The organism is Actinosynnema pretiosum (assembly GCF_024171695.1).
GTDB lineage: Bacteria > Actinomycetota > Actinomycetes > Mycobacteriales > Pseudonocardiaceae > Actinosynnema > Actinosynnema pretiosum.
Genome location: NZ_JAMTCF010000006.1, coordinates 443983 through 463091, shown reverse-complemented (window position 1 = coordinate 463091; position 19109 = coordinate 443983). Strand labels below are relative to the sequence as shown.

Genomic DNA, 19109 nt, shown 5'->3' with positions numbered 1-19109 from the left:
GGGGCCACCCGACTGGGTGATAGCGGGAGGGGGCGCCGGGGTGCAGCGGGCTCGCGGGGGCAACCGGAGTGCCCGCTCGCTGCCCTCCCGGCACTGCCGGGTGACGGGCCGGGCGCGGGACCGTGCCAGCCATGCGGCGCACCGAGCACGGCGAGCGACCGGACCGGGCCGACCGGGCGCCGGTCCGCAGACCCCAGGACGACCAGGCGACCCCCCGACCGTTCGTGCCGGGCCTGTCGGGCCCGGCCGAGGCGCTGGCCGCGCAGCGGAACCTGGGCAACCGGGTGCTGAGCGGGCTGGTGACCGGGGGCGCGCCCGTGCAGCGGACGCCGGTGCAGCGCGCCCTGGTCGAGGTCGACCTCGCGCTCAACTTCCTCAAGATCAACGCGAGTGGCGAGAACCGGTACAGCGACGACTTCGACGAGCCCCTGAACGACCTGCAGGCCGCGCTGGCGCTCCGGGGCGTCACCACCGTCGACTCCACGGGCAACTCCCTGGACTCGGCCGCCACCGCGGTCCTCGCCCAGTACATGGCCCTGACCAACGACCACACCAGCCCGACCTACCGGGTCGTCTACTACATGCTCAACGGGGGCGTCGCGCCGAGCACCGGTGGCCTGGGGGACCTCAGGGTCGGCGGGCAGGCCCTCACCGGCAGGCCCGCCTTCGCCACCGGGCTCAAGCAGACCATGCCGATCGCCCCCATGCAGGCAAGGCGGCACATCACCGCCTGGCACAACATCAGCTCGTTCCTCACCAGGGCCTACCAGGCCCAGCGGCAGCCGCTCATGAGCGCCCTGCAGGCGGCCGAGGCCAACCCGTCACAGCGCTTCGCCGCGTACTCGGGGGAGGTGCAGAACTCCCTGAACCAGCGCCCGCCCCAGCAGTTCGGGAACATCCCGGCCGCCGAGGCCCAGTTGCTGATGAAAGCCGCCTACGTCGCCAACAGCACGCCCGCGAACCTCTGGCCGGGCAACAGCAAGGAGAACAGCCAGATCAACGTGCTGAGCACCCAGCTCCGCAGGCTCGTCGCCACGCTGCGCACCACCAGCCCCGCAGGCGCCGCCGCTTTCGCCCAGACGTGGACGGGCACGCTCAACGGGTACCAGGGGTTGAACAGGCCCAAGGCGCAGACCGCCATCCAGGGCGTGATCGCCCGGCTGGGCACGCTGATGTCCCCCAACCCGCCCGCTCCCACCGCCGTCGCCTCGGCCATCGAGGGCGGGGAGATCCGGGACCTGGAGGTCGACCAGCGCCCCGGCAACGCCCACGGGCAGGACATCCACCAGCGGATCTTCGAGATCACCCAGGAGAAGAACCCCCAGAACGGCCCCGGCCCGAACTCGGCCGTCACGCCCCAGGACATCACCGACTTCGTGGCCTTCTTCCTGAACTGACCGCCCCTGAACTGACCGCGACCACCTCGGAAACCGCTTTCCTCCAACCCTAGCAACAAGAACCCCAGCCGGGAAGCAACTCCCGGCCGGGGTTCCGCGTCACCGCTCAGGCGTCACCGCTCAGGCGTCACCGGCTCAGACGTCGTAAGCCACCCGCTCGTCCAGCAGCGAGCTGACGTCCCCGGACACCTCCTCCGCGTCCTTCCCCCGCCGGAACACGATCGCCGGACCGCCCCCGCGCACCGCGACCGACGTCCCGCCGACCACGCACGACTGCGCGCGCCCGTCGCCGGACACCCGCAGGTGCGTGCCCTCCCGCAGCCCCAGCACCGGGACGTCGTTCTCCTCCAGGAACTCCAGCAGCCTGGTCTCCCGCGTCTCGCCCATGTGCGTGCTGGTCGGGTCCGCGTCGATGAAGTGCGGGTTGATCTGGAACGGCACCAGCCCCAGCGCCGCGAACGACTCCGGCTCCACGATCGGCATGTCGTTGGTCGTCCGGATGGTCGGCGCGGTGATGTTGGTGCCCGCGCTGGCGCCCACGTACCGGGTCGCCCCGGAGCGCACCGCCTCGCGGATCGCCACGTCCAACCCCTGCCGCTGCAGGGAGCGCAACAACCGGAACGTGTTGCCGCCGCCGACGACGACCGCGCCCGCCGACGCCACCGCCGCCACCGGGTCGGCCTCGCGGTGCAGGCCGCGCAGCCGCACCCCGGCGGGGGCGAAGGCGTCGGCCACCTTGGCGGTGTACGCGTCGTGGTCGGCGAGCGCGAAGGGCACGAAGAGCGCGTCCTCGACACCGGCGAGGAAGTCGCGGATCTCGGGCAGCGCGTGGGCGTAGGGACGCCCGCCGTGATTGGTCGAGTTCGAGAAGAGCAGCAGGTCCACGCGCCGAAGTTTACGGATTAGCAACCGGGGGGGCTGGATTACGGCTGATGGAGCATTTACCGTTCATCCCGATGACAGGAAAGCCTTCCCGATTATCGGGAAGCAACCCGCCCGGAGGGACCCCCTGTGGCTGACGAGCTGCTCACCGTCCAGCGTGCGCTCGACGTGCTCTCGCTGTTCTCGGCGACCGAGGACACGTGGGGCGTCAGCGACGCCGCGCGCCGCCTCGGTCTGGGCACCTCGCAGGTCCACCGGATCATGGCCACCCTCTCCGGCCGGGGCTTCCTCGTCGCCGACAAGCGCACCCGGCTGTACCGGCTGGGACCCGCGCTGATCGGTCTCGGCCACCTCGCCGCCGAGTCCGACGCCAACCGGCAGATCGCGCTGCCGGTGCTCAACCGGCTGTCCGCCCTCGTGGGGCGGTCCGCCGTGTTCAACGTGCGCCAGGGCTCCCGCTACGTGCTCGCCGCCGCCGCCGACGCGCCCGGCGACCTGCGCTGGGAGCTCACGCTCGGGCGCAGCTACCCCTGGTACGGGGGCGCGGCCGGGCACGCGATCTTCGCTTTCCGGCCCCAGGAGGAGATCGACGCGCTGATCGCCTCCGGCTTCGACGAGTCGACCGAGACCGGCCCGCACGACGCCACCACCCTCCACAGCCTGCACGGCGCCGTGCGGGAGCGGGGTTTCGCCACCTCTACCGGCGAGGTGAACCCGCACGTGACCTCGGTCGCCGCTCCCGTCAGATCCGGGAGCGAGATCACGGGCTGCATCGCGGTCCTCGGCGTGACCCACCAGGTCGCCGCCACCCCTGAACTCGTCGGCCACCTGCTCACGGCCGCCGCCGAACTGTCCGACGCCCTCAGCCGGACAGCGTGAGAGGAGACCTCCGTGTCCCTTGACTCCTCGAAGGACCCCGCGACACCGACCACCGGTGACGCCCCCGAGAAGCACCCCAGGGCTTTCGAGCCCATCACGTTCGTGATCATCGCCCTGCTCAGCGTGCTCGGCGCCATCATCGGCCTGCACATGATCACCACGCTGGGCGTCTCGCCCAACACCTCGGTGATCGGCGCGCTGGTCGCGATGGTCGTGGGCCGCTTCGCCTTCCTGGGCCTGGCCAGGATGCGCAGCGTCCACCGCCAGAACCTCGCCCAGTCCGCGATCTCCGGCTCCACCTTCGCCGCCGCGAACTCGCTGCTGATCCCGATGGCGATCCCGTTCGTCTTCGGCAAGCCCGAGCTGGTCTGGCCGGTCTTCATCGGCGCGGGCCTCGGCCTGGCGATCGACGTGTGGATCCTCTACCGGGGCTTCGGCTCCTCGTTCCTGCCCGCGCACGCCGCGTGGCCGCCCGGCGTGGCCGCCGCCGAGACCATCAAGGCCGGTGACTCCGGCGGCCGTCAGGCCAAGATCCTGGCCGTGTCCGGCGTCCTCGGCTTCGGCGCCAGCTTCGCGGGCCTGCCGATGTCCGCCGCCGGTGTCGCGCTGATCGGCAACGTGTGGGCGCTCGGCATGTTCGGCGTCGGCCTCCTGGCCGCGCAGTACGCCCCGGTCCTGTTCAACGTCAAGCTGGCCGCGCTCTACGTGCCGCACGGCGTGATGATCGGCGCCGGTCTGGTCGCCCTCGTCCAGGCCGCCATGCTGCTCATTGGCCGCCGCTCCGCGAAGTCCGAGGCCAAGGCGGAGGAGGAGAAGAAGGCCGCCGCCGCGAAGGCCGACGGTTCCGACGCGGTCCTCGAAGACGATCCGTCCATGGTGGACACCGTCACCATCGGCAAGCTCCGCCGCGCCTTCTCCACCGGCTACCTGCTCTACGTCGGTGGCGCCGCGATCCTGGCCGTCCTCGCCGGGGTGTACTCCGAGCTCTCCGTCCCCGCCCTCGTCGGCTGGGTCCTGTTCGCCGCGTTCGCCGCGATCGTGCACGAGATCATCGTCGGCCTGGCCGCCATGCACGCCGGGTGGTTCCCCGCCTTCGCCGTCACGCTGATCTTCCTGATCGTCGGCCTGTTCCTCGGCTTCCCCCAGGTCCCCCTGATGGTCCTGGTCGCCTACTGCGCCGCCACCGGCCCCGCGTTCGCCGACATGGGCTACGACCTCAAGGCAGGCTGGCTGCTGCGCCGCGCGCACCGCCCGTACAGCGCCTTCGAGCTGGAGGGCCGCCGCCAGCAGCTCCTCGCCAGCGTCATCGGCTTCGCGGTCGCGGTCGGCGCCGTGGCCCTGCTGTGGCAGAGCTACTTCAACAACGGCGACATCCCGCCCGTCTCCAAGGTCTACGCCGACACCATCAAGGCGGGCCTCGGCGACCCCGAGGTCCTGCGCAACCTCCTGATCTGGGCCGTCCCCGGCGCGATCATCCAGCTCATCGGCGGCCCCAAGCGCCAGATCGGCGTCCTGCTCGCCACCGGCCTCCTGGTCGCAACCCCGAACGCCGGCTGGCTCGTCCTGGCCGCGCTCGCCCTGCGCGTCATCTGGGTCCGCAAGCGCGGTCCGGAGGGCGAGAACGACGCCGCGCTGGTCGGCGCGGGCCTCATCGCGGGCGACTCGATCAACTCCGTCGGGAGGATCTTCCGTGGCTGACCCGCAGACCGCCCCCGTCACCCTGGGCGTCGTCACCATCGGCCAGACCCCCCGAGCCGACCTCACCCCCGAACTGCGCGCCTGGCTGCCCGGCGTGCGGATCGTGGAGCGCGGCGCGCTCGACGGCGTCACCCCCGAGCAGATCACCGAGTGGGCCCCCGCCGAGGGCGACGAGGTGCTCACCACCCGCCTGCGCGACGGCGGCTCCGCGATCGTCGGCCACCACCACATCGCCCCCAGGGTGCGGGCGGCCGTGGCCGAGCTGGAGGAGGCCGGGGTGGACGCGGTCTACCTGGCCTGCACCGGCGAGTTCGGCGAGCTGGAGCACCGGGGCCCGGTGCTGCGCCCCGAGTTCATGATCGGCCACGCGGTGGCCGCCATCGCCGCGGGCCTGACCACCGTGGGCGTCCTGGTCCCGCTCGAAGAGCAGAAGCACCACCCGGACACCAAGTACGCCCCCCTGGACGCCGAGGTCGTGGTGGCCGTCGCCACCCCGTACGCGGGCTCGCCCGAGGCCGTCGCCGAGGGCCTCAAGTCCGCAGCCGCCGAGTTCAAGGCGGCGGGCGCGCAACTCGTCGTCGCGGACTGCATCGGCTACACCCAGGCGATGCGCGCGGTCCTGGTGGCGGAACTGGGCGTGCCGGTGGTGCTGGCCCGCTCCGTCGTGGCCCGCCTGGCCGCCGAACTCCTCGACCGAGGAGCCCCCGCGTGACGTCCCCACGCCGCATCGGCGTCATCCGCGTGGTCACCTCCACCGACCTCGACTTCCTCGGCGCGCACGGCCGCATCCTGGAAGCCGAACTGGGCGTGATCACCCGCACCGCCTGCATCCCGGACCAGCCTCGCGGCGTCCACGACGACGAGTCGTTCGCCCTGGCGGAGCAGAAAGTCCCACTCCTGGCCGAGGAACTGGCCCCGCACGTGGACGCCATCGTGGTCAGCTGCGCCGCGGACCCCGGCCTCGCCGGAGCACGCGACCGCGTAGCCATCCCGGTCCTTGGCGCGGGAGCCTCTGCCGCAGGCGTCGCCCTGACCCTGGGGGAGCGGGTGGGCGTCCTGGACCTGACCGCCGCCACCCCGCTCTCGGTCACCAGGGTCCTGGGCGACCGCCTGCACGGCGCCATCCAGCCCGACGGCGTCACCGAGACCGCCCACCTCCTCACCGAGCAGGGCAAGCAGTCCAGCCTCGACGCGGGCAGACGCCTGGTCGACAGCGGCGCCGACGTCCTCGTGCTCGCCTGCACCGGGATGACCACCATCGGCCTGGCCGAACCACTCCGGCGCGCACTCGGCGTCCCCGTCGTGGACGCGGTCCGCACCGCCGGACTCCTCGCAGCCAGACCCTTCTGACCACCGGCGACCGTCCACACGGGACACATCCGTGCGGGCGGTCGCCGGTCCCCCTGACTTTCCCAACCTTCCCCCAGCGTGAGGAGCACGTGCCCATGTCCTGGCGTCACGTCATCGAAATGTCCGACCTGCTCGACTCGCCCTCCGCGAGCGGCAAGGCCGTGGCCGAGGTGCTCAAGTCCCTAGGCGCCACCGAAATCGAGGTCACCGAGGTCACCGGCGAGGCGGGCGAGACCGAGTTCGTCAAGGTCCTCATCCCCGGCACGAACGGCCGCAGCTCCGGCGGCGACGCGCCCACCCTGGGCATCATCGGCCGTCTGGGCGGCCTCGGCGCCCGCCCCGAGCAGATCGGCTTCGTCTCCGACGGCGACGGCGCCCTCGTCGCCCTCTCCGCCGCCGCGAAGCTGCTCGACGCCGCCGCGAAGGGCGACCGCCTGCCCGGCGACGTCATCGTGAGCACCCACGTCGACCCGGACGCCCCCACCCAGCCGCACGACCCGGTGCCGTTCATGGGCTCCTCGGTCGACATGGCCGTCACCAACTCCGTCGAGGTCTCGGCCGAGATGGACGCGATCGTGTCCGTCGACACCACGCGCGGCAACCGCATCTGCAACCACCGGGGCTTCGCGATCACCCCCACCATCAAGGAGGGCTGGATCCTCCGCGTCTCCGAGTCCCTGCTCGACATCGTCGAGCGCACCTCGGGCCAGAACCCGGTGATCCTGCCCATCACCACGCAGGACATCACCCCGTACGGCAACGACGTCTACCACGTGAACTCGATCGTCCAGCCGACCACGGCCACCCCGGCCCCGGTCGTGGGCGTCGCACTGACCACCGTGACGGCCGTTCCCGGTTCCGCCACCGGGGCGAGCGACCTCCAGGTCGTCGAGAGCGCCGTCCGCTTCGTCATCGAGACCGCCAAGGACTACGGCCGGGGCATCGCGACCTTCTACGACCCGGCCGAGTTCGAGCGCCTCACCGCGCTCTACGGCTCCCTCGCGCACCTCCAGACCAAGGGCGTCGAGAAGGACTGACACCCGTTGCGGCACAAGGGGGACGGCCGGAGCCGTCCCCCTTTGCGCACGTGCGCGTAATACGCGCGCAGGGGTCCTCCGATCGTCCACATGTGACACGAGGCACGCCCCGACCGAGGTGTGTTCTTCACGTCCCCAGGACTTGATCTTGTTCACCCGAACGGACCTGTCACGCAGGGTGATGTATCGGAGAAGATTCGTCCCGTTGCGCTGAGTAGCGGCCGAGGCCGCGCTCCAACGGGGAGTTGAGCTTCTGTCTGTGATCACCGGTCGCGCGCTGACGCGCGTCCGTTCCCTGGCCGCCGGTCTGGCCCTGGCTGTGCTGGCCACGGTGGCCCCCGCACTGCCCGGTGCTGCCGCCGCTGCCACGGCGCAGCAAGGACTTCCCGACGCCACAACGGTAGGCGCGTCCCCCGGCGCCCTGCCCCCGGTCGAGCAGACCACGGTGGAACTCCCCACCACCGACTCCGACGCGCCCGCGCACCCCCGAGCGGCCACCCCCGCCACCACCACCGTGACCGCCAGCGGCACCACCCACGTGCACGCCCCGTACCTGGCGGACTACTCCACCGACCCCACGTTCAGCGTCGGCACCTACAACGGCGGCGCCAACCGCGCGACCGCCTTCCTGAACTTCGACACCGCAGGCCCCGCGCTCACCGGCCGCACCGTCCTGGACGCGACCCTGTGGCTGTTCAACACCTGGTCCTACTCCTGCGCCCCGCGCCCCGTGCACGTGGACGAGGTCACCACCGCCTGGTCCACCACCGGCCTGAAGTCCTGGCCAGGCCCCGAACGCGGCCCCGAGCTGGGCAGCGCCCTCTTCTCCTCCGGCTACCTCACCGGTTGCGCGGAAGGCGGAGCCTGGCAGCGAATCCCCCTGGACGCCCAGGGTCTCACTCTGATCCAGTCCTGGGCGGAAGGCGCCCCCAACCACGGCCTGGCGATCCGCACCGCCGAGAACGACTCGTACAGCTGGAAGAAGTTCGCAGCCGCGACCAGTCCCACCCCACCCCGCCTGGAAATCACCACCGAGCCCGCCACCCCCGCACCCCAGCCGGACACCACCCCCGACTCGGCCAAGCACAACGGCGCGGTCCCCCCACGCGCACCGGGCAGCACCGCAGCGACCACCCCGATCCCCACCCCGCACGTAGACCGCGCGAACCCCTTGCTGCGCAACGAAACCCCCCAACCCCCGGTCCACCGGACCGGCACTCCCGCCACCACCGCCCGCGCGGGCGGTGAGGCCCGAGGAGACACGCCCTCGCCAGCGCGCTCTCCCCGCTTCACCACCTGGACGGCCCAGGAGGTGGCACCCCCCTTCCCCACCCCACCGGGCGCGGAGCCGCCGACGACAACGTGGACAGCGGCCTCCACCCCGTCGTCGCAGCCCACCCCGAACAGGGACGGGATCCCCCAAGGACGGGGCCCACCCACCCCAAGACCGCCCTCATCGCAGACGCTTGATCGACCGGCACCACCCCCGGTGACCGCGACCGTCCCCACCGGCGACGGCCACCGGAAGCACGCACCCGCACCGCCGTCCAGGCGGCCGAGGTCCAACGTCCCGCCCTGGAGATCCGGGCTGGACGCCCACCAGGACCAGGCCGCGAGCGGCCGAAGTCCGACGTCCCCCCAGCACCACTCGCCTGCTGGCAGCGGACGACTCGCCCGGACTCGACCCAACGGCCCTCCGACGTCCCAGCCTGCCCAAAAACTCGCCGGGCAGCCCCAAGGGACGACTCGCCCGGAGCAGGCCCAGGACAGCACCGCAGGGTGCGGCCCGGCCACACGGCCGTGCTGGTCGCTCACAGCCGAGGTAGTCGCCCGCGCGCACCCCCCTGAGCGCGCGGGCCCGCAAGCCCCAGCGGGGCGCTGCGCCCAGCGCGCGCCGCCCCGCTGCGCCGCGCCCACTCCCACCCCAAGCCACCCCGCACAGTGCCTAGAACACGCACCACCGGACCGCTGCAGAACGCCACCCGCTGACAAATCTGCAAACTGCTGGCAGTGAACACTTCTCACCGCAGCTGGCGACGGGCCCGACTGCCGCGCCCGCTCTACGCAGATGAGAGCGACCAGGCGGACAAGGACGACGTGCGACAGGCAAACGCAAGCTGCACAGCAAACTCACCGCACTCGCCAACGTCCCCGCACTCGCGGGCTAAACCGCTTCGCGGGCTGCGGGGCGAGCGCAGCGAGCCCACGCAGCCCCAATCCCGCGTCCCTCTTCTCCGTGTGGCCTGGCGCAGCCCGAGCACGCTCGTCAAGATGCCGCCGCACTGCCCGGCAGACCGCCCGAGTCATACGGCGTCTTGACGAGTGTGCTTGCCTGAAAGGAGGCCACACGGAGAAGAGGGACCCCGCCCACCGCAGGGGTAAACCGCACCACCCCCGGAAGCGCCACCGGCCGGCAGAGCCCGTCCCCCTCTTTTTTGGAGGCCTGCCCCGCCGGCGAGGCGAGCTTTTCAGCTCTTCGCCCTCATCAGCGCGCCCCCACCAACTCCTTACACTCAACCCCAAACCCCAGGTCCACAACACCGGGGTAAAGAGCTGCGGGGATGGTTCCAGTGCGGGATGCGGTGCGAGATCTAGCCAACGCCGTCGGCTGGGAAGGCCTCTCCCACGCCGTGACCCGCTGGGACCTGGTCGAGTCCCGCCTGGGCTTCCCACTCCCCGCCGACTACCGCGAACTGCTGGACGTCTTTCCGCCAGGCTCGTTCCGAACCGCCCGAGGCTCAACGCTCACCATCACCCCACCCCTCCTGGTCAACGGCGCCCCGGACCAGCTCTGGCAGTTCCACACCGAACTGCGCGAACTAACCGACTGGAAGCGCGCCCACCCCACCGACGTCCCCCACCCCCTCCTCCCCGAGGACAACGGCCTAGTGCCGTGGGCCAGAGGCGATCAAACCTGCCTGCTCTGGGTCCGCAACTCACCCGACCCGGACACCTGGACGGTCGCAGCCTCCAACGGCGGCCTGTGGCGCCAAGCCGACGAGCCGGTCATCGAGGAGTTCGACCACGGCGCAGCCGAGTTCCTCCTCAAAATCCTCCGGCGACCTCACCAGCCGAGTGCTCGACCCACTGGGGGAGCGCCACTCCAGCCCAACCCCACCCCCCACCCCCGCCTTCGCCCCGCTGGACCGCCAGCTCTGGTCCCGCTGGCACCACAAGGACGAGCACCTCACCCCACACCCACCCCCACACCCCTAAAGGTGCTCCACCACCCGCTCCGCGGCCTCCAACGCGACCCGCCGCATCGCTTCCTCCGTCTGCGCCCCCACGTGCGGCGTGATCACCACGTTCGGCTCAGCCCGCAACGGGTGGTCCCAAGGCAACGGCTCCACACTCGTCACGTCCAACCCGGCCCCGGCCAACCGCCCTTCCCGCAACGCCACCACCAACGCGTCCTCGTCCAACACCCCACCCCGAGCCGTGTTCACCACAACCGCACCCTCGGGCATCAACCGCAACCGCTCCAACCCGATCAACCCACGAGTCTCATCAGTCAACGGCACGTGCAGGGAAACGTTGTCCGCCAAGGACAACAACTCCTCCAACCTCACAGGCTCAGCCCCACCAGCCCGAACCTCCGCATCCCCGAGCACCGGGTCGTGGGCGAGCACCCGCATCCCGAATCCACCCGAGCAGATCGCAGCCACCCGCCGCGCAATCCGCCCGAACCCCACCAACCCCAACACCGACCCGGACAACTCCCGCCCCCGGATCGCCGCCCTCACATCCCCACTTCCTCCTCCACTCCCTGCACTCCCTCCACTTCCTCCTCCACTTCCTTCCTGGGTGTCCCCACCCCCACGCACCGCGATCCCGATCCCACGCCGCACCGCCAACATCAACGCCACCGCGTGCTCGGCAACCGACTGCGCGTTGGCCCCAGGCGTGGTCGTCACCACGATCCCCAACTCCCGCGCGGTGACCACGTCAACCGTGTCCACCCCAACCCCGTGCCGAGCGACCACCCGCAACCGAGGCGCCCGCCGCATCATCGCCCCGTCAACCCGCTCCGTCCGCAGCAGGATCGCGGTCACCCGCCCGCACACCTCGTCGAACCCCACCGCCCGGTCCCCGTACCCGAGCACCACCTCGGCCCGCTCCCGCACCAACGCCACCGCGTCCTCGTGCACCGGCCGGGGAATCCACACCACCGGCTCACCCACGGGGCACCAACGCCTGATTGGCGGCCCGCCGCTCAGCCTCACCCGCGATCAGCTCAGCCACCCTGGCCACCACCGCCCCGACCTCCCCGACCGGAACGACCGCCACCCCGTCCCCATCCCCGACCACCCAATCCCCAGGCGACACCGGCACCCCGCCCACCGCGATCGTGCAGCCGACCCGGAACGGCCCCGTCTTCCACGGACCGGCAGGCGTCACCGCCCGCGCGAAGACCGGAACCCCCAACTCCTCCAGCTCCGCCACGTCCCGCGCCGCCCCGTCCAGCACGATCCCGCCGATCTCCAACGCCTTGGCCTTCTGCGCCACCAGCTCCCCGATCAACGCGCGCGTGCTGTCCCCGCCCCCGTTGACCACCAGCACCTCACCCCGCCTGATCTCCTCGAACGCCGCGTGCAACCCCTTGTTGTCCCCAGGCCGCGTCCACACCGTGAACGCGGGCCCCGACAACACCGCCCCGCGCCACAACGGCCGAATCCCGTCCGCGACCCCAAAGCGCTCCATCGCGTCGGACACGGTGGCGACCGGCTGGGTCCCCGCCGCCGGGTAGTCGACTGGCTCGTGCACTGGCCACTCCTCGCGATCGATCCACTCCGAACGGTCGGCAGACCGCCGGAAAGCCCTCACTCCCGCGCGGCTCTCACCCCAACGCGGGCGGCAACCCGCTCACCGCGATGTCCGCGGCGCACCGCTGAACGGCCGCCACGAACCCCGGCACCTTCTCGTCGCCGAACCGCACAGTCGGCCCACCCAACGCCAGCACCACCGGCCGCCCCCGCCCCCGACCACCAACCTCCGGCACCGGAACCGCCAACCCCGTGTTCCCCGGCTCCCGCTGCCCGTGCGTCAGGCACCACCCGCGCTCCGCAGCCTCCGCGATCGCCGCCCGCATCCCCTCGACGTCATCGCTGACCTGCGGCAACAACCCCTCCAACACCGCAGCCGACTCCAGCGACAGCAGCACATAAGCCGCAGACCCCACCGACAGCGGCAGCTCGTCCCCCGGCTGCACCACGTGCCGCAACGTGTTCGGGCTCGGCGCCTGCCCGACCACCACCCGCCGAACCCCGCTGCGCACGTACAGGCTCACCGTCTCCCCGGTCTCCGCAGCCAGCGCCCGCATCCGCGCCGCAGTCGCCTCAGGCAAGGCCCAAGCCGCGTCCGCGAACGCCGCGAACGCGATCAGCGCCGTCCCCACCCGGACCTGCCCGTCCGCCGCCCCCTGCTCCAGCAGCCCCTCCCCGGCCAGCGTCTCCACCAGCCGCAGCACCGTCGTCCTCGGCAGCCCGGTCTCCCTGACCAGCTCCGCGACGCTCAACGACACCCGCTCCGGGGTGAACGCGCGCAGCACCCGCCACGCCCTGCTCACCGCGCGGATCCCGCCGCCGTCGCCCTCGACGGCCGTGCTGCTGGCGGACATGTCGTCTCCTGTTCGTGATTGCGCTCACTCGGAAGACATGCTTACCATCAGGCGGTCAAGGTTGTCCACCAGGCGGACACTAGCCATCGGGCAACCCGGTAACCCACCTCACACACCGGATCACAAGGGAGTGATCGTGCGGAGAAAACGCCTCGTACTCGGGGTCCTGGGGGCCGTGGGCGCTCTCGTGCTCACGGGGTTCGCCGCCGTGGACGCCAGCAAGTCCACCGCAGGGGCCACCCCGCGCTCCAAGCTCACCGTCATGGCCCCCGCCGCGCCCGGCGGCGGCTGGGACCTCGCCTCGCGCGAGTTCCAGCAGGCCCTGCGCGGCGAGTCGATCGTGAACAACGCCCAGGTCGTCAACGTTCCCGGCGCTGGGGGCACGATCGGCCTCGGCCAGTTCACCGAGATCGGGCCCGACCCGACGCAGCTGATGATGACCGGCACCGTGATGGAGGGCGCGATCACGGTCAACAAGTCCCCGGTGAACCTGCTGGACACCACCCCGATCGCCCGGCTCGCCGAGGACTACGAGGTGTTCATCGTCCCGGCCGACTCGCCGTACCGCACCCTCACCGACTTCATCGACGCCTGGAAGCGCGACCCGCAGGCCCGAGCCGTCGGCGGCGGCGGTCTCGGCGGCACCGACCACCTGCTCGCCGGGCTCGCGGCCAAGAGCGCGGGCATCACCCCCGAGCAGATCAACTACATCGCGTTCGCGGGCGGCGGCGAGGTGCTGACCGCGCTGCTCTCGCACACCATCGAGGTGGGCATCAGCGGCTACAACGACTTCCGCGACCAGATCGAGGCCGGGACCCTGCGCGCGCTGGCCGTGTCCGCCGAGGAACCCGTCCCCGGCATCGACACCCCGACCCTGATCGAGCAGGGCGTCGACGTCGCGCTGCCGAACTGGCGCGGACTGGTCGCCCCGCCCGGCATCACCGCCGAGCAGCGCCAGGAGCTGATCGACATCGTCACCGAGATGGCGGGCACCGCCGACTGGAAGGACGCGCTGCAGCGCAACAAGTGGGTCGACAGCCTGCTCACCGGGGACGAGTTCGCCGAGTTCATCCGCGAGGACCAGGCCAGGGTCGACGCGATCATCGAGGAGCTGGGCCTGTGAACGCCGACTTCCTGCGCCGCCGCACCGGCCTCGTCATCCCGCTGCTCCTCCTGGTCACCGGGATCGTCCTCGGCGTCGGCACCCTCACCATGGAGGTGCCGCGCAACGCCGCCTCACCGGGCCCGCAGCTGTTCCCGACCCTGATCGCGATCGCCTGCCTGGTCTTCGCGGTCCTCATGACCGTCGACGTCCTGCGCCGCCCGGAACCGGCCCGCGTCGCGGACCCGTCCCACCCCGCCGAGTTCGAGCACGCCGTCACTGACACGGTCCTGGTTGAGAACCCCACCACCGACCCCACCGCCCCCACCCACCCCGCCGACCACGAACCGACCCGCTTCCGGGGCAACCACAGCGCGGTCCTCCAGTTCGTCGGCACGATCGTCGTCTTCATCGTCGTTCTCAACCCGCTCGGCTGGCTGCTCTCCGGCGCGCTCCTCTTCTGGGGCTCCGCCCGAGCACTGGGCAGCCGCCGCCCCCTCTTCGACCTGTTCCTGTCACTGGCGATCTCCTCGATCGTCCAACTGGCCTTCTCGGCGGGGCTCGGGCTCAACCTGCCCCCCGGCATCCTGGCGGGAGTGTTCTGATGGACCAGTTGGCCAACCTCGGTCAGGGCTTCCTGACCGTCCTGACCCCGATGAACATGCTCTGGGTGTTCGTCGGCGCGCTCCTGGGCACCGCCGTGGGCGTGCTGCCCGGCCTCGGCTCCGCCATGGCGGTGGCGCTCCTGCTCCCCGTCACGTTCTCGCTCGACCCCATCGGCGCGTTCATCATGTTCGCGGGCGTGCTCTTCGGCGGCCTGTTCGGCGACTCGATCTCCGGCATCCTGATGAACACCCCCGGCAACAGCACCGCGATCGCCGGGTCGATCGAGGGCCACCGGATGGCGAAGTCCGGCCGGGCGGCCCAAGCCCTCGCCACCTCCGCGATCGGCGCGTTCGTCGGCGGCATCGTCTCCTCGATCCTCGTCGTCTTCTTCGCGCCCTCCCTCGCCCAGCTCGCCACCCTCTTCGGCCCCGCCGAGTACCTGGCGCTCGCGGTGTTCGCGTTCGTCGCCATCTCCGCCGTGGTCAGCGACTCGGTGCTGCGCGGGCTGTCCGCGCTGGTGATCGGCCTGGCCATCGCGCTGGTCGGCATCGACGGCATCTCCGGCGCGGCCCGCTTCACCGGCGGGATGCCCGAGCTGTTCGACGGCGTCGACATCGTCGTGATCACCGTCGGCCTGCTCGCGCTCGGCGAGGTCATCTCGGTCGCCGCCAAGCGCGGCACCAAGCAGGACAACGAGGTCATCCCCTCCTCCGGGCGCTTGTGGTTGTCCCGCAAGGAGTTCCGCCTCGCCATGCCCGCGTGGCTGCGCGGCACCGCCATCGGCGTCCCGTTCGGCATCATCCCGGTCGGCGGCTCCGAGGTGCCCACGTTCCTGGCCTACGGCACCGAGCGCAGGCTCGCCACCCGCCGGGGCGACCGGATGTTCGGCAAGGGCGCCATCCAGGGCGTCGCCGGTCCGGAGGCGGCGGGCAACGCCACGGCGGGCACCGCGATGGGCGCGCTGCTCGCGCTCGGCCTGCCCACCTCGGCCACCGCCGCCGTGCTGCTCGCCGCGTTCCGCCAGTACGGCCTCCAGCCCGGCCCGCTGCTGTTCGAGCGGGCCAGCGAACTGGTCTGGGCGCTGCTCGCCAGCTTCTTCATCGGCATGGTCGTGCTGCTGATCCTGAACCTGCCGTTCGCCCCGCTCTGGGCCAAGCTGCTCCGGGTCCCCCGCCACTACCTCTACAGCGGCATCACCGTCTTCGCGATGCTCGGCGTCTACGCCACCAGCAGCAAGATCCTCGACCTGGTGCTGGTGCTCGCCATCGGCCTGCTCGGCTTCGCCATGCGCCGCTACGGCCTGCCCGTCGCGCCCGTGCTGATCGGCGTGATCCTCGGCCCGCTCGCGGAGACCGAGTTCCGCAGGGCCATGGCGGTCAGCGGCGGCGACCCGGCGGTGCTGGTGGGCAGCCCCATCGCGATCGGCCTCTACAGCGTGCTCGTGCTCGGCGTCGCCGGGCTGCTCGTCCAGCGGGCGCGGACCCGTCGTCGACAGGAAGCGTTGGCATGACAAGGAAAAACCCCTCGGAGCAACCGCTCGCCGGGGTCAGGGTGCTCGACCTGTCCAACGTCCTCGCCGGGCCGTACGCGGGCTACCAGCTCGCGCTGCTCGGCGCGGACGTGATCAAGGTCGAGGTGCCCGGCGCGGGGGACCTGGCCCGCCAGCTCGGCGCCTCCGCCGAGCTGAACCGGCACCGGCTGGGGGCCTCGTTCCTCGCGCAGAACGCGCAGAAGCGCTCGCTCACCCTGAACCTGAAGTCGTTGCGCGGCAAGGAGGTCCTGCGCAGGCTGGTGGAGAGCGCCGACGTCCTCGTGGAGAACTTCCGCCCCGGCGTGCTCGACCGGCTCGGCTTCGGCTGGGCCGAACTGCGGCGGCTCAACCCCGGACTCGTGTACTGCGCGATCTCCGGGTTCGGCCAGACCGGCCCGCTGCGCGCCAAGCCCGCCTACGACCAGATCATCCAGGGCTACTCGGGGATGATGAGCGTGACCGGCACGACCGGGACCGCGCCCCTCCGCGCCGGTTACCCGATCGCGGACGTGCTCGGCGGGCTGGCCGCAGCGTTCGCCGTGTCGTCCGCGCTGGTCGGCCGCGAGCGCACCGGCGTCGGCTGCTCGATCGACGTGTCCATGCTGGAGACGGCGGTGACCGCGATGGGCTGGGTGGTGTCGAACCACCTGATCGCCGGTCAGTCCCCGCGCCCGCTGGGCAACGACAACGGCACGGCGGCCCCGTCCGGCACGTTCCGCACCTCGGACGGCGACCTGAACATCGCGGCGAACAAGCAGGAGCAGTTCGAGCTCCTCTGCGCGGTGCTCGGCAGGCCCGAGCTGGTGACCGACCCCAGGTTCGCCGAGCGCGAGTCCCGCAAGGCGCACCGCGCGCAGCTCACCGCCGAGCTGGAGGTGGCGCTGACCAAGGAGAGCGCCGCGCACTGGGAGGAGGCGCTCAGCTCGGCCGGGGTCCCGGCGGCGGCGGTGCTGAGCGTGCCGGAGGTGCTGGCCAGCCCGCAGATCGTCGACCGGGGTCTGGTGCACGAGCTCCCGTTCCCCGGCGGGGTGCTTCCGGACCCGCTCCGCGTGCTGGGCAACGGCATCCGCGTCGACGACCGCCCGAGCACGCCGTCCCTCCCACCCCCGGTGCTGGGAGAGCACACCGACGCGCTGCTGGCGGAACTGGGTTACGGCGCCGAGGAGATCGCGGCGCTGCGCGAGGAGGGGGCGGTATGACCGAGGCGGCAGGCCCGACGGTCGAGGACACCACCGCGTGGTGGTCGACGTCGATCACCCGCATCGCGCCGGGCGAGATCGACCTGCGCGGCTACCCGATCGAGCAGCTGATCGGCAAGCTCGGGTTCGTGGGCGCGATCTGGTTGCTCACCAAGGGATCGCTGCCCACCCCCGCCCAGACCCGCCTGCTGGAGGCGGCGATGGTCGCCAGCGTCGACCACGGCCCGCAGGCCCCGTCGATCGCGAGCGCCCGGATGGCCGCGACCTGCGGGGTGGGCATCAACGGGGCGATCGCCAACGGCGTCAACGTCCTCGGCGACACCCACGGCGGCGCGGGCCAGCAGTGCGTGGAACTGCTCTGCGCCATCGTCGACACCGCCCGCCACGACGGCAGGCCGGTGACCGAGGTGGCGGCGGAGGCCGTCGCCGAGCACCGGGCGCGCAAGGCGTACCTGCCCGGCTTCGGCCACCGGTTCCACCCCAGGGACCCGAGGCGCGACGTGCTGCTCGCGCTGGTGCAGGAGGCGGTCGACGCGGGCGAGGTCGCGGGCGAGCACCTGCGGGCCGCGCTGGCCCTGGAAGCGGCCCTGGCCCGAGGCTCCCGCAAACCCCCGATGAACGTCGACGGCATCACGGCGGTGGTCTACGCGGAACTGGGCGTGGAACCGGAACTTGCCAGGGGCTACTTCGTGCTGGCGCGGTCGGTGGGAATCCTGGCGCACGCCTGGGAGGAGTCCAACTCGGGCAAGCGCATCAAGGGCCCGCTGCCCCCGCCGCTGCTGGCGGACTACACCGGTGAGCCGACCAGGGACTTCCAGGGCTGAGCCCCGCCCCACGCGCCCCGTTCCCGGACCTCGGGGGCGGGGGGTGTGGGGCGACGGTGCAGGAGTCCGGCTGATGACACCCTTGATCGGCGTGCGTCGTCGGGGCGGGCTGCATCCCTCGCACGTTGTGAACGAGGAGAGCGGTCAGACGGGCTGGACTCTGTCTACGCGCTGTGGCGAATACTTCTGAGTGGCTGTTTGTGTACCTGGGTTTGTGGTGTGGGCCCAGTCGGGGAGGGCGCCGTGGTAGCCGGTGTCGGCCCAGACCAGTGAGAATCGGGTGCCGGCGCGATCCCGGACCCGTCGGAGCAGGGACCGGGCGGCGCGTTTGTCGTGGGTGCTCGCCGGGGTGACCAGGACCGCGATCAGCAGCCCCATCGTGTCCACCACGATGTGGTGCTTGCGGCACTGGACCTTCTTGGCCGCGTCCCAGCCTCGGCTGTCGCGGCCCACGGTCGGGGTGGCGCGCAGCGACTGGGAGCCGATCATCCCGGCCGAGGGGGCCGCAGCACGCCCGGCCTTCAACCGTGTCCGGTCGCGGACGGTGTCGAGCAGGCGTTGACTCGCGCCAGCCAACTCCCAGGCGGCGAAGCGCTGGTAGACGGTGTTCCAGGGCGGGAAATCGGCGGGCAGGGCACGCCACTTGGCACCGTTGTCGACCGTGTACAGGATCGCGTCCACGACCACCGCCCACTGGGCTTCGGTCAGATCGCTCGGGTAACGACGCCGCCGAGCGACGGGGTGGTGGGTGGCGGCCAGACGGCAACCACTGAGGCCCACGTGCAGCGTCATGGACACCGGTGCGGACGAGCTGGTGCGGCTTTACCGCGAGACCGGGGCCGGGGCGAGCGAAGAGCGCCCCGCAGCGTCCTCGCGCGGTACAACGGAACCGGTACGGATGCAGACAAGTTCGGCAGTGGACTTCTTCGGGCTGTACGAGGACTTCGAGGAGTGCCACGCCGTGCTGCGCGACAAGTAGGAGAACAG

Annotated in this window: 18 protein-coding genes; 13 read left to right on the top strand and 5 right to left on the bottom strand. The window is 71.7% G+C overall.

Annotation, left to right across the window (positions count from 1 at the left end; genetic code table 11):
- Window positions 1–131: 131 nt before the first annotated feature.
- Window positions 132–1397 carry a hypothetical protein gene (locus LV78_RS15215; protein WP_253845923.1) on the top strand — a complete coding sequence of 422 codons (1266 nt, stop codon included), beginning with the start codon at window positions 132–134 and terminating at the stop codon, window positions 1395–1397.
- Between the two features lie 135 nt (window positions 1398–1532).
- Here the strand turns inward: LV78_RS15215 and pepE are convergent, their stop codons facing one another.
- Complete coding sequence (gene pepE, locus LV78_RS15210) at window positions 1533–2282, bottom strand: dipeptidase PepE (protein WP_253845922.1); 750 nt, start codon at window positions 2280–2282, stop codon at window positions 1533–1535.
- Between the two features lie 126 nt (window positions 2283–2408).
- Between pepE and LV78_RS15205 the strand changes: the two genes are divergently transcribed.
- The 6 genes from LV78_RS15205 (at window position 2409) to LV78_RS42005 (ending at window position 9257) form a co-directional block, all read left to right on the top strand.
- The gene (locus tag LV78_RS15205; protein WP_253845921.1) at window positions 2409–3158 is read left to right on the top strand and encodes an IclR family transcriptional regulator; all 750 of its coding nucleotides are present in this window, start codon (window positions 2409–2411) and stop codon (window positions 3156–3158) included.
- Between the two features lie 12 nt (window positions 3159–3170).
- Entirely contained in the window at window positions 3171–4856 is a 1686-nt protein-coding gene (locus LV78_RS15200) for an OPT family oligopeptide transporter (RefSeq protein WP_253845920.1), read from the top strand.
- Complete coding sequence (locus LV78_RS15195; RefSeq protein ID WP_253845919.1) at window positions 4849–5568, top strand: AroM family protein; 720 nt, start codon at window positions 4849–4851, stop codon at window positions 5566–5568. Before LV78_RS15200 ends, LV78_RS15195 begins: the two co-directional genes overlap by 8 nt.
- Window positions 5565–6206 (top strand): aspartate/glutamate racemase family protein, encoded by a 642-nt coding sequence (locus tag LV78_RS15190; protein ID WP_253845918.1) that lies wholly within the window; start codon window positions 5565–5567, stop codon window positions 6204–6206. Before LV78_RS15195 ends, LV78_RS15190 begins: the two co-directional genes overlap by 4 nt.
- A gap of 95 nt (window positions 6207–6301) precedes the next feature.
- Complete coding sequence (locus LV78_RS15185) at window positions 6302–7243, top strand: DUF1177 domain-containing protein (RefSeq protein ID WP_253845917.1); 942 nt, start codon at window positions 6302–6304, stop codon at window positions 7241–7243.
- A 259-nt stretch (window positions 7244–7502) separates the two neighbouring features.
- The gene (locus tag LV78_RS42005; protein WP_372494899.1) at window positions 7503–9257 is read left to right on the top strand and encodes a DNRLRE domain-containing protein; all 1755 of its coding nucleotides are present in this window, start codon (window positions 7503–7505) and stop codon (window positions 9255–9257) included.
- 1198 nt (window positions 9258–10455) lie between these two features.
- Here LV78_RS42005 and LV78_RS15180 read toward each other — a convergent pair.
- The 3 genes from LV78_RS15180 to LV78_RS15170 all read right to left on the bottom strand — a co-directional run bounded on the left by LV78_RS15180 (window position 10456) and on the right by LV78_RS15170 (window position 12860).
- Window positions 10456–11424 carry an NAD(P)-dependent oxidoreductase gene (locus LV78_RS15180; RefSeq protein ID WP_253845916.1) on the bottom strand — a complete coding sequence of 323 codons (969 nt, stop codon included), beginning with the start codon at window positions 11422–11424 and terminating at the stop codon, window positions 10456–10458.
- Window positions 11417–12007 carry an RraA family protein gene (locus tag LV78_RS15175; protein ID WP_253845915.1) on the bottom strand — a complete coding sequence of 197 codons (591 nt, stop codon included), beginning with the start codon at window positions 12005–12007 and terminating at the stop codon, window positions 11417–11419. Before LV78_RS15175 ends, LV78_RS15180 begins: the two co-directional genes overlap by 8 nt.
- Before the next feature lie 73 nt (window positions 12008–12080).
- A complete protein-coding gene (locus tag LV78_RS15170; protein ID WP_253845914.1) occupies window positions 12081–12860 on the bottom strand; it encodes an IclR family transcriptional regulator in 780 nt (259 codons plus the stop codon).
- 136 nt (window positions 12861–12996) lie between these two features.
- On the opposite strand from LV78_RS15170, the gene LV78_RS15165 reads away from it, so the two are divergent.
- From LV78_RS15165 to LV78_RS15145, 5 genes are read left to right on the top strand one after another with little or no spacing between them, the layout of a single operon-like run.
- Complete coding sequence (locus tag LV78_RS15165) at window positions 12997–13983, top strand: Bug family tripartite tricarboxylate transporter substrate binding protein (RefSeq protein WP_253845913.1); 987 nt, start codon at window positions 12997–12999, stop codon at window positions 13981–13983.
- Window positions 13980–14567: a tripartite tricarboxylate transporter TctB family protein gene (locus LV78_RS15160; RefSeq protein ID WP_308208718.1), complete on the top strand. Its 588-nt coding sequence runs from the start codon at window positions 13980–13982 to the stop codon at window positions 14565–14567. Before LV78_RS15165 ends, LV78_RS15160 begins: the two co-directional genes overlap by 4 nt.
- Window positions 14567–16078 (top strand): tripartite tricarboxylate transporter permease, encoded by a 1512-nt coding sequence (locus LV78_RS15155; protein ID WP_253845912.1) that lies wholly within the window; start codon window positions 14567–14569, stop codon window positions 16076–16078. The genes LV78_RS15160 and LV78_RS15155 overlap by 1 nt, the downstream gene beginning before the upstream one ends.
- Window positions 16075–17298: a CaiB/BaiF CoA transferase family protein gene (locus LV78_RS15150; RefSeq protein WP_253845911.1), complete on the top strand. Its 1224-nt coding sequence runs from the start codon at window positions 16075–16077 to the stop codon at window positions 17296–17298. The genes LV78_RS15155 and LV78_RS15150 overlap by 4 nt, the downstream gene beginning before the upstream one ends.
- The gene (locus LV78_RS15145) at window positions 17295–18122 is read left to right on the top strand and encodes a citryl-CoA lyase (RefSeq protein WP_253845910.1); all 828 of its coding nucleotides are present in this window, start codon (window positions 17295–17297) and stop codon (window positions 18120–18122) included. Before LV78_RS15150 ends, LV78_RS15145 begins: the two co-directional genes overlap by 4 nt.
- Before the next feature lie 144 nt (window positions 18123–18266).
- On the opposite strand, the gene LV78_RS15140 is transcribed toward LV78_RS15145, so the two are convergent.
- Window positions 18267–18914 carry an IS5 family transposase gene (locus tag LV78_RS15140; protein WP_253845909.1) on the bottom strand — a complete coding sequence of 216 codons (648 nt, stop codon included), beginning with the start codon at window positions 18912–18914 and terminating at the stop codon, window positions 18267–18269.
- On the opposite strand from LV78_RS15140, the gene LV78_RS15135 reads away from it, so the two are divergent.
- Window positions 18913–19101, top strand: coding sequence for a hypothetical protein (locus tag LV78_RS15135; RefSeq protein ID WP_253845908.1), 189 nt, complete (start codon window positions 18913–18915; stop codon window positions 19099–19101). The genes LV78_RS15140 and LV78_RS15135 overlap by 2 nt on opposite strands.
- The last annotated feature ends 8 nt before the right edge of the window (window positions 19102–19109 follow it).

Coding starts and splice junctions, on each gene's coding strand:
- LV78_RS15215 (WP_253845923.1), top strand. CDS start 132: ATGCGGCGCACCGAGCACGGCGAGCGACCGGACCGGGCCGACCGGGCG.
- LV78_RS15185 (WP_253845917.1), top strand. CDS start 6,302: ATGTCCTGGCGTCACGTCATCGAAATGTCCGACCTGCTCGACTCGCCC.
- LV78_RS15170 (WP_253845914.1), bottom strand. CDS start 12,860: ATGTCCGCCAGCAGCACGGCCGTCGAGGGCGACGGCGGCGGGATCCGC.
- LV78_RS15155 (WP_253845912.1), top strand. CDS start 14,567: ATGGACCAGTTGGCCAACCTCGGTCAGGGCTTCCTGACCGTCCTGACC.
- LV78_RS15150 (WP_253845911.1), top strand. CDS start 16,075: ATGACAAGGAAAAACCCCTCGGAGCAACCGCTCGCCGGGGTCAGGGTG.
- LV78_RS15145 (WP_253845910.1), top strand. CDS start 17,295: ATGACCGAGGCGGCAGGCCCGACGGTCGAGGACACCACCGCGTGGTGG.
- LV78_RS15135 (WP_253845908.1), top strand. CDS start 18,913: ATGGACACCGGTGCGGACGAGCTGGTGCGGCTTTACCGCGAGACCGGG.
- LV78_RS15140 (WP_253845909.1), bottom strand. CDS start 18,914: ATGACGCTGCACGTGGGCCTCAGTGGTTGCCGTCTGGCCGCCACCCAC.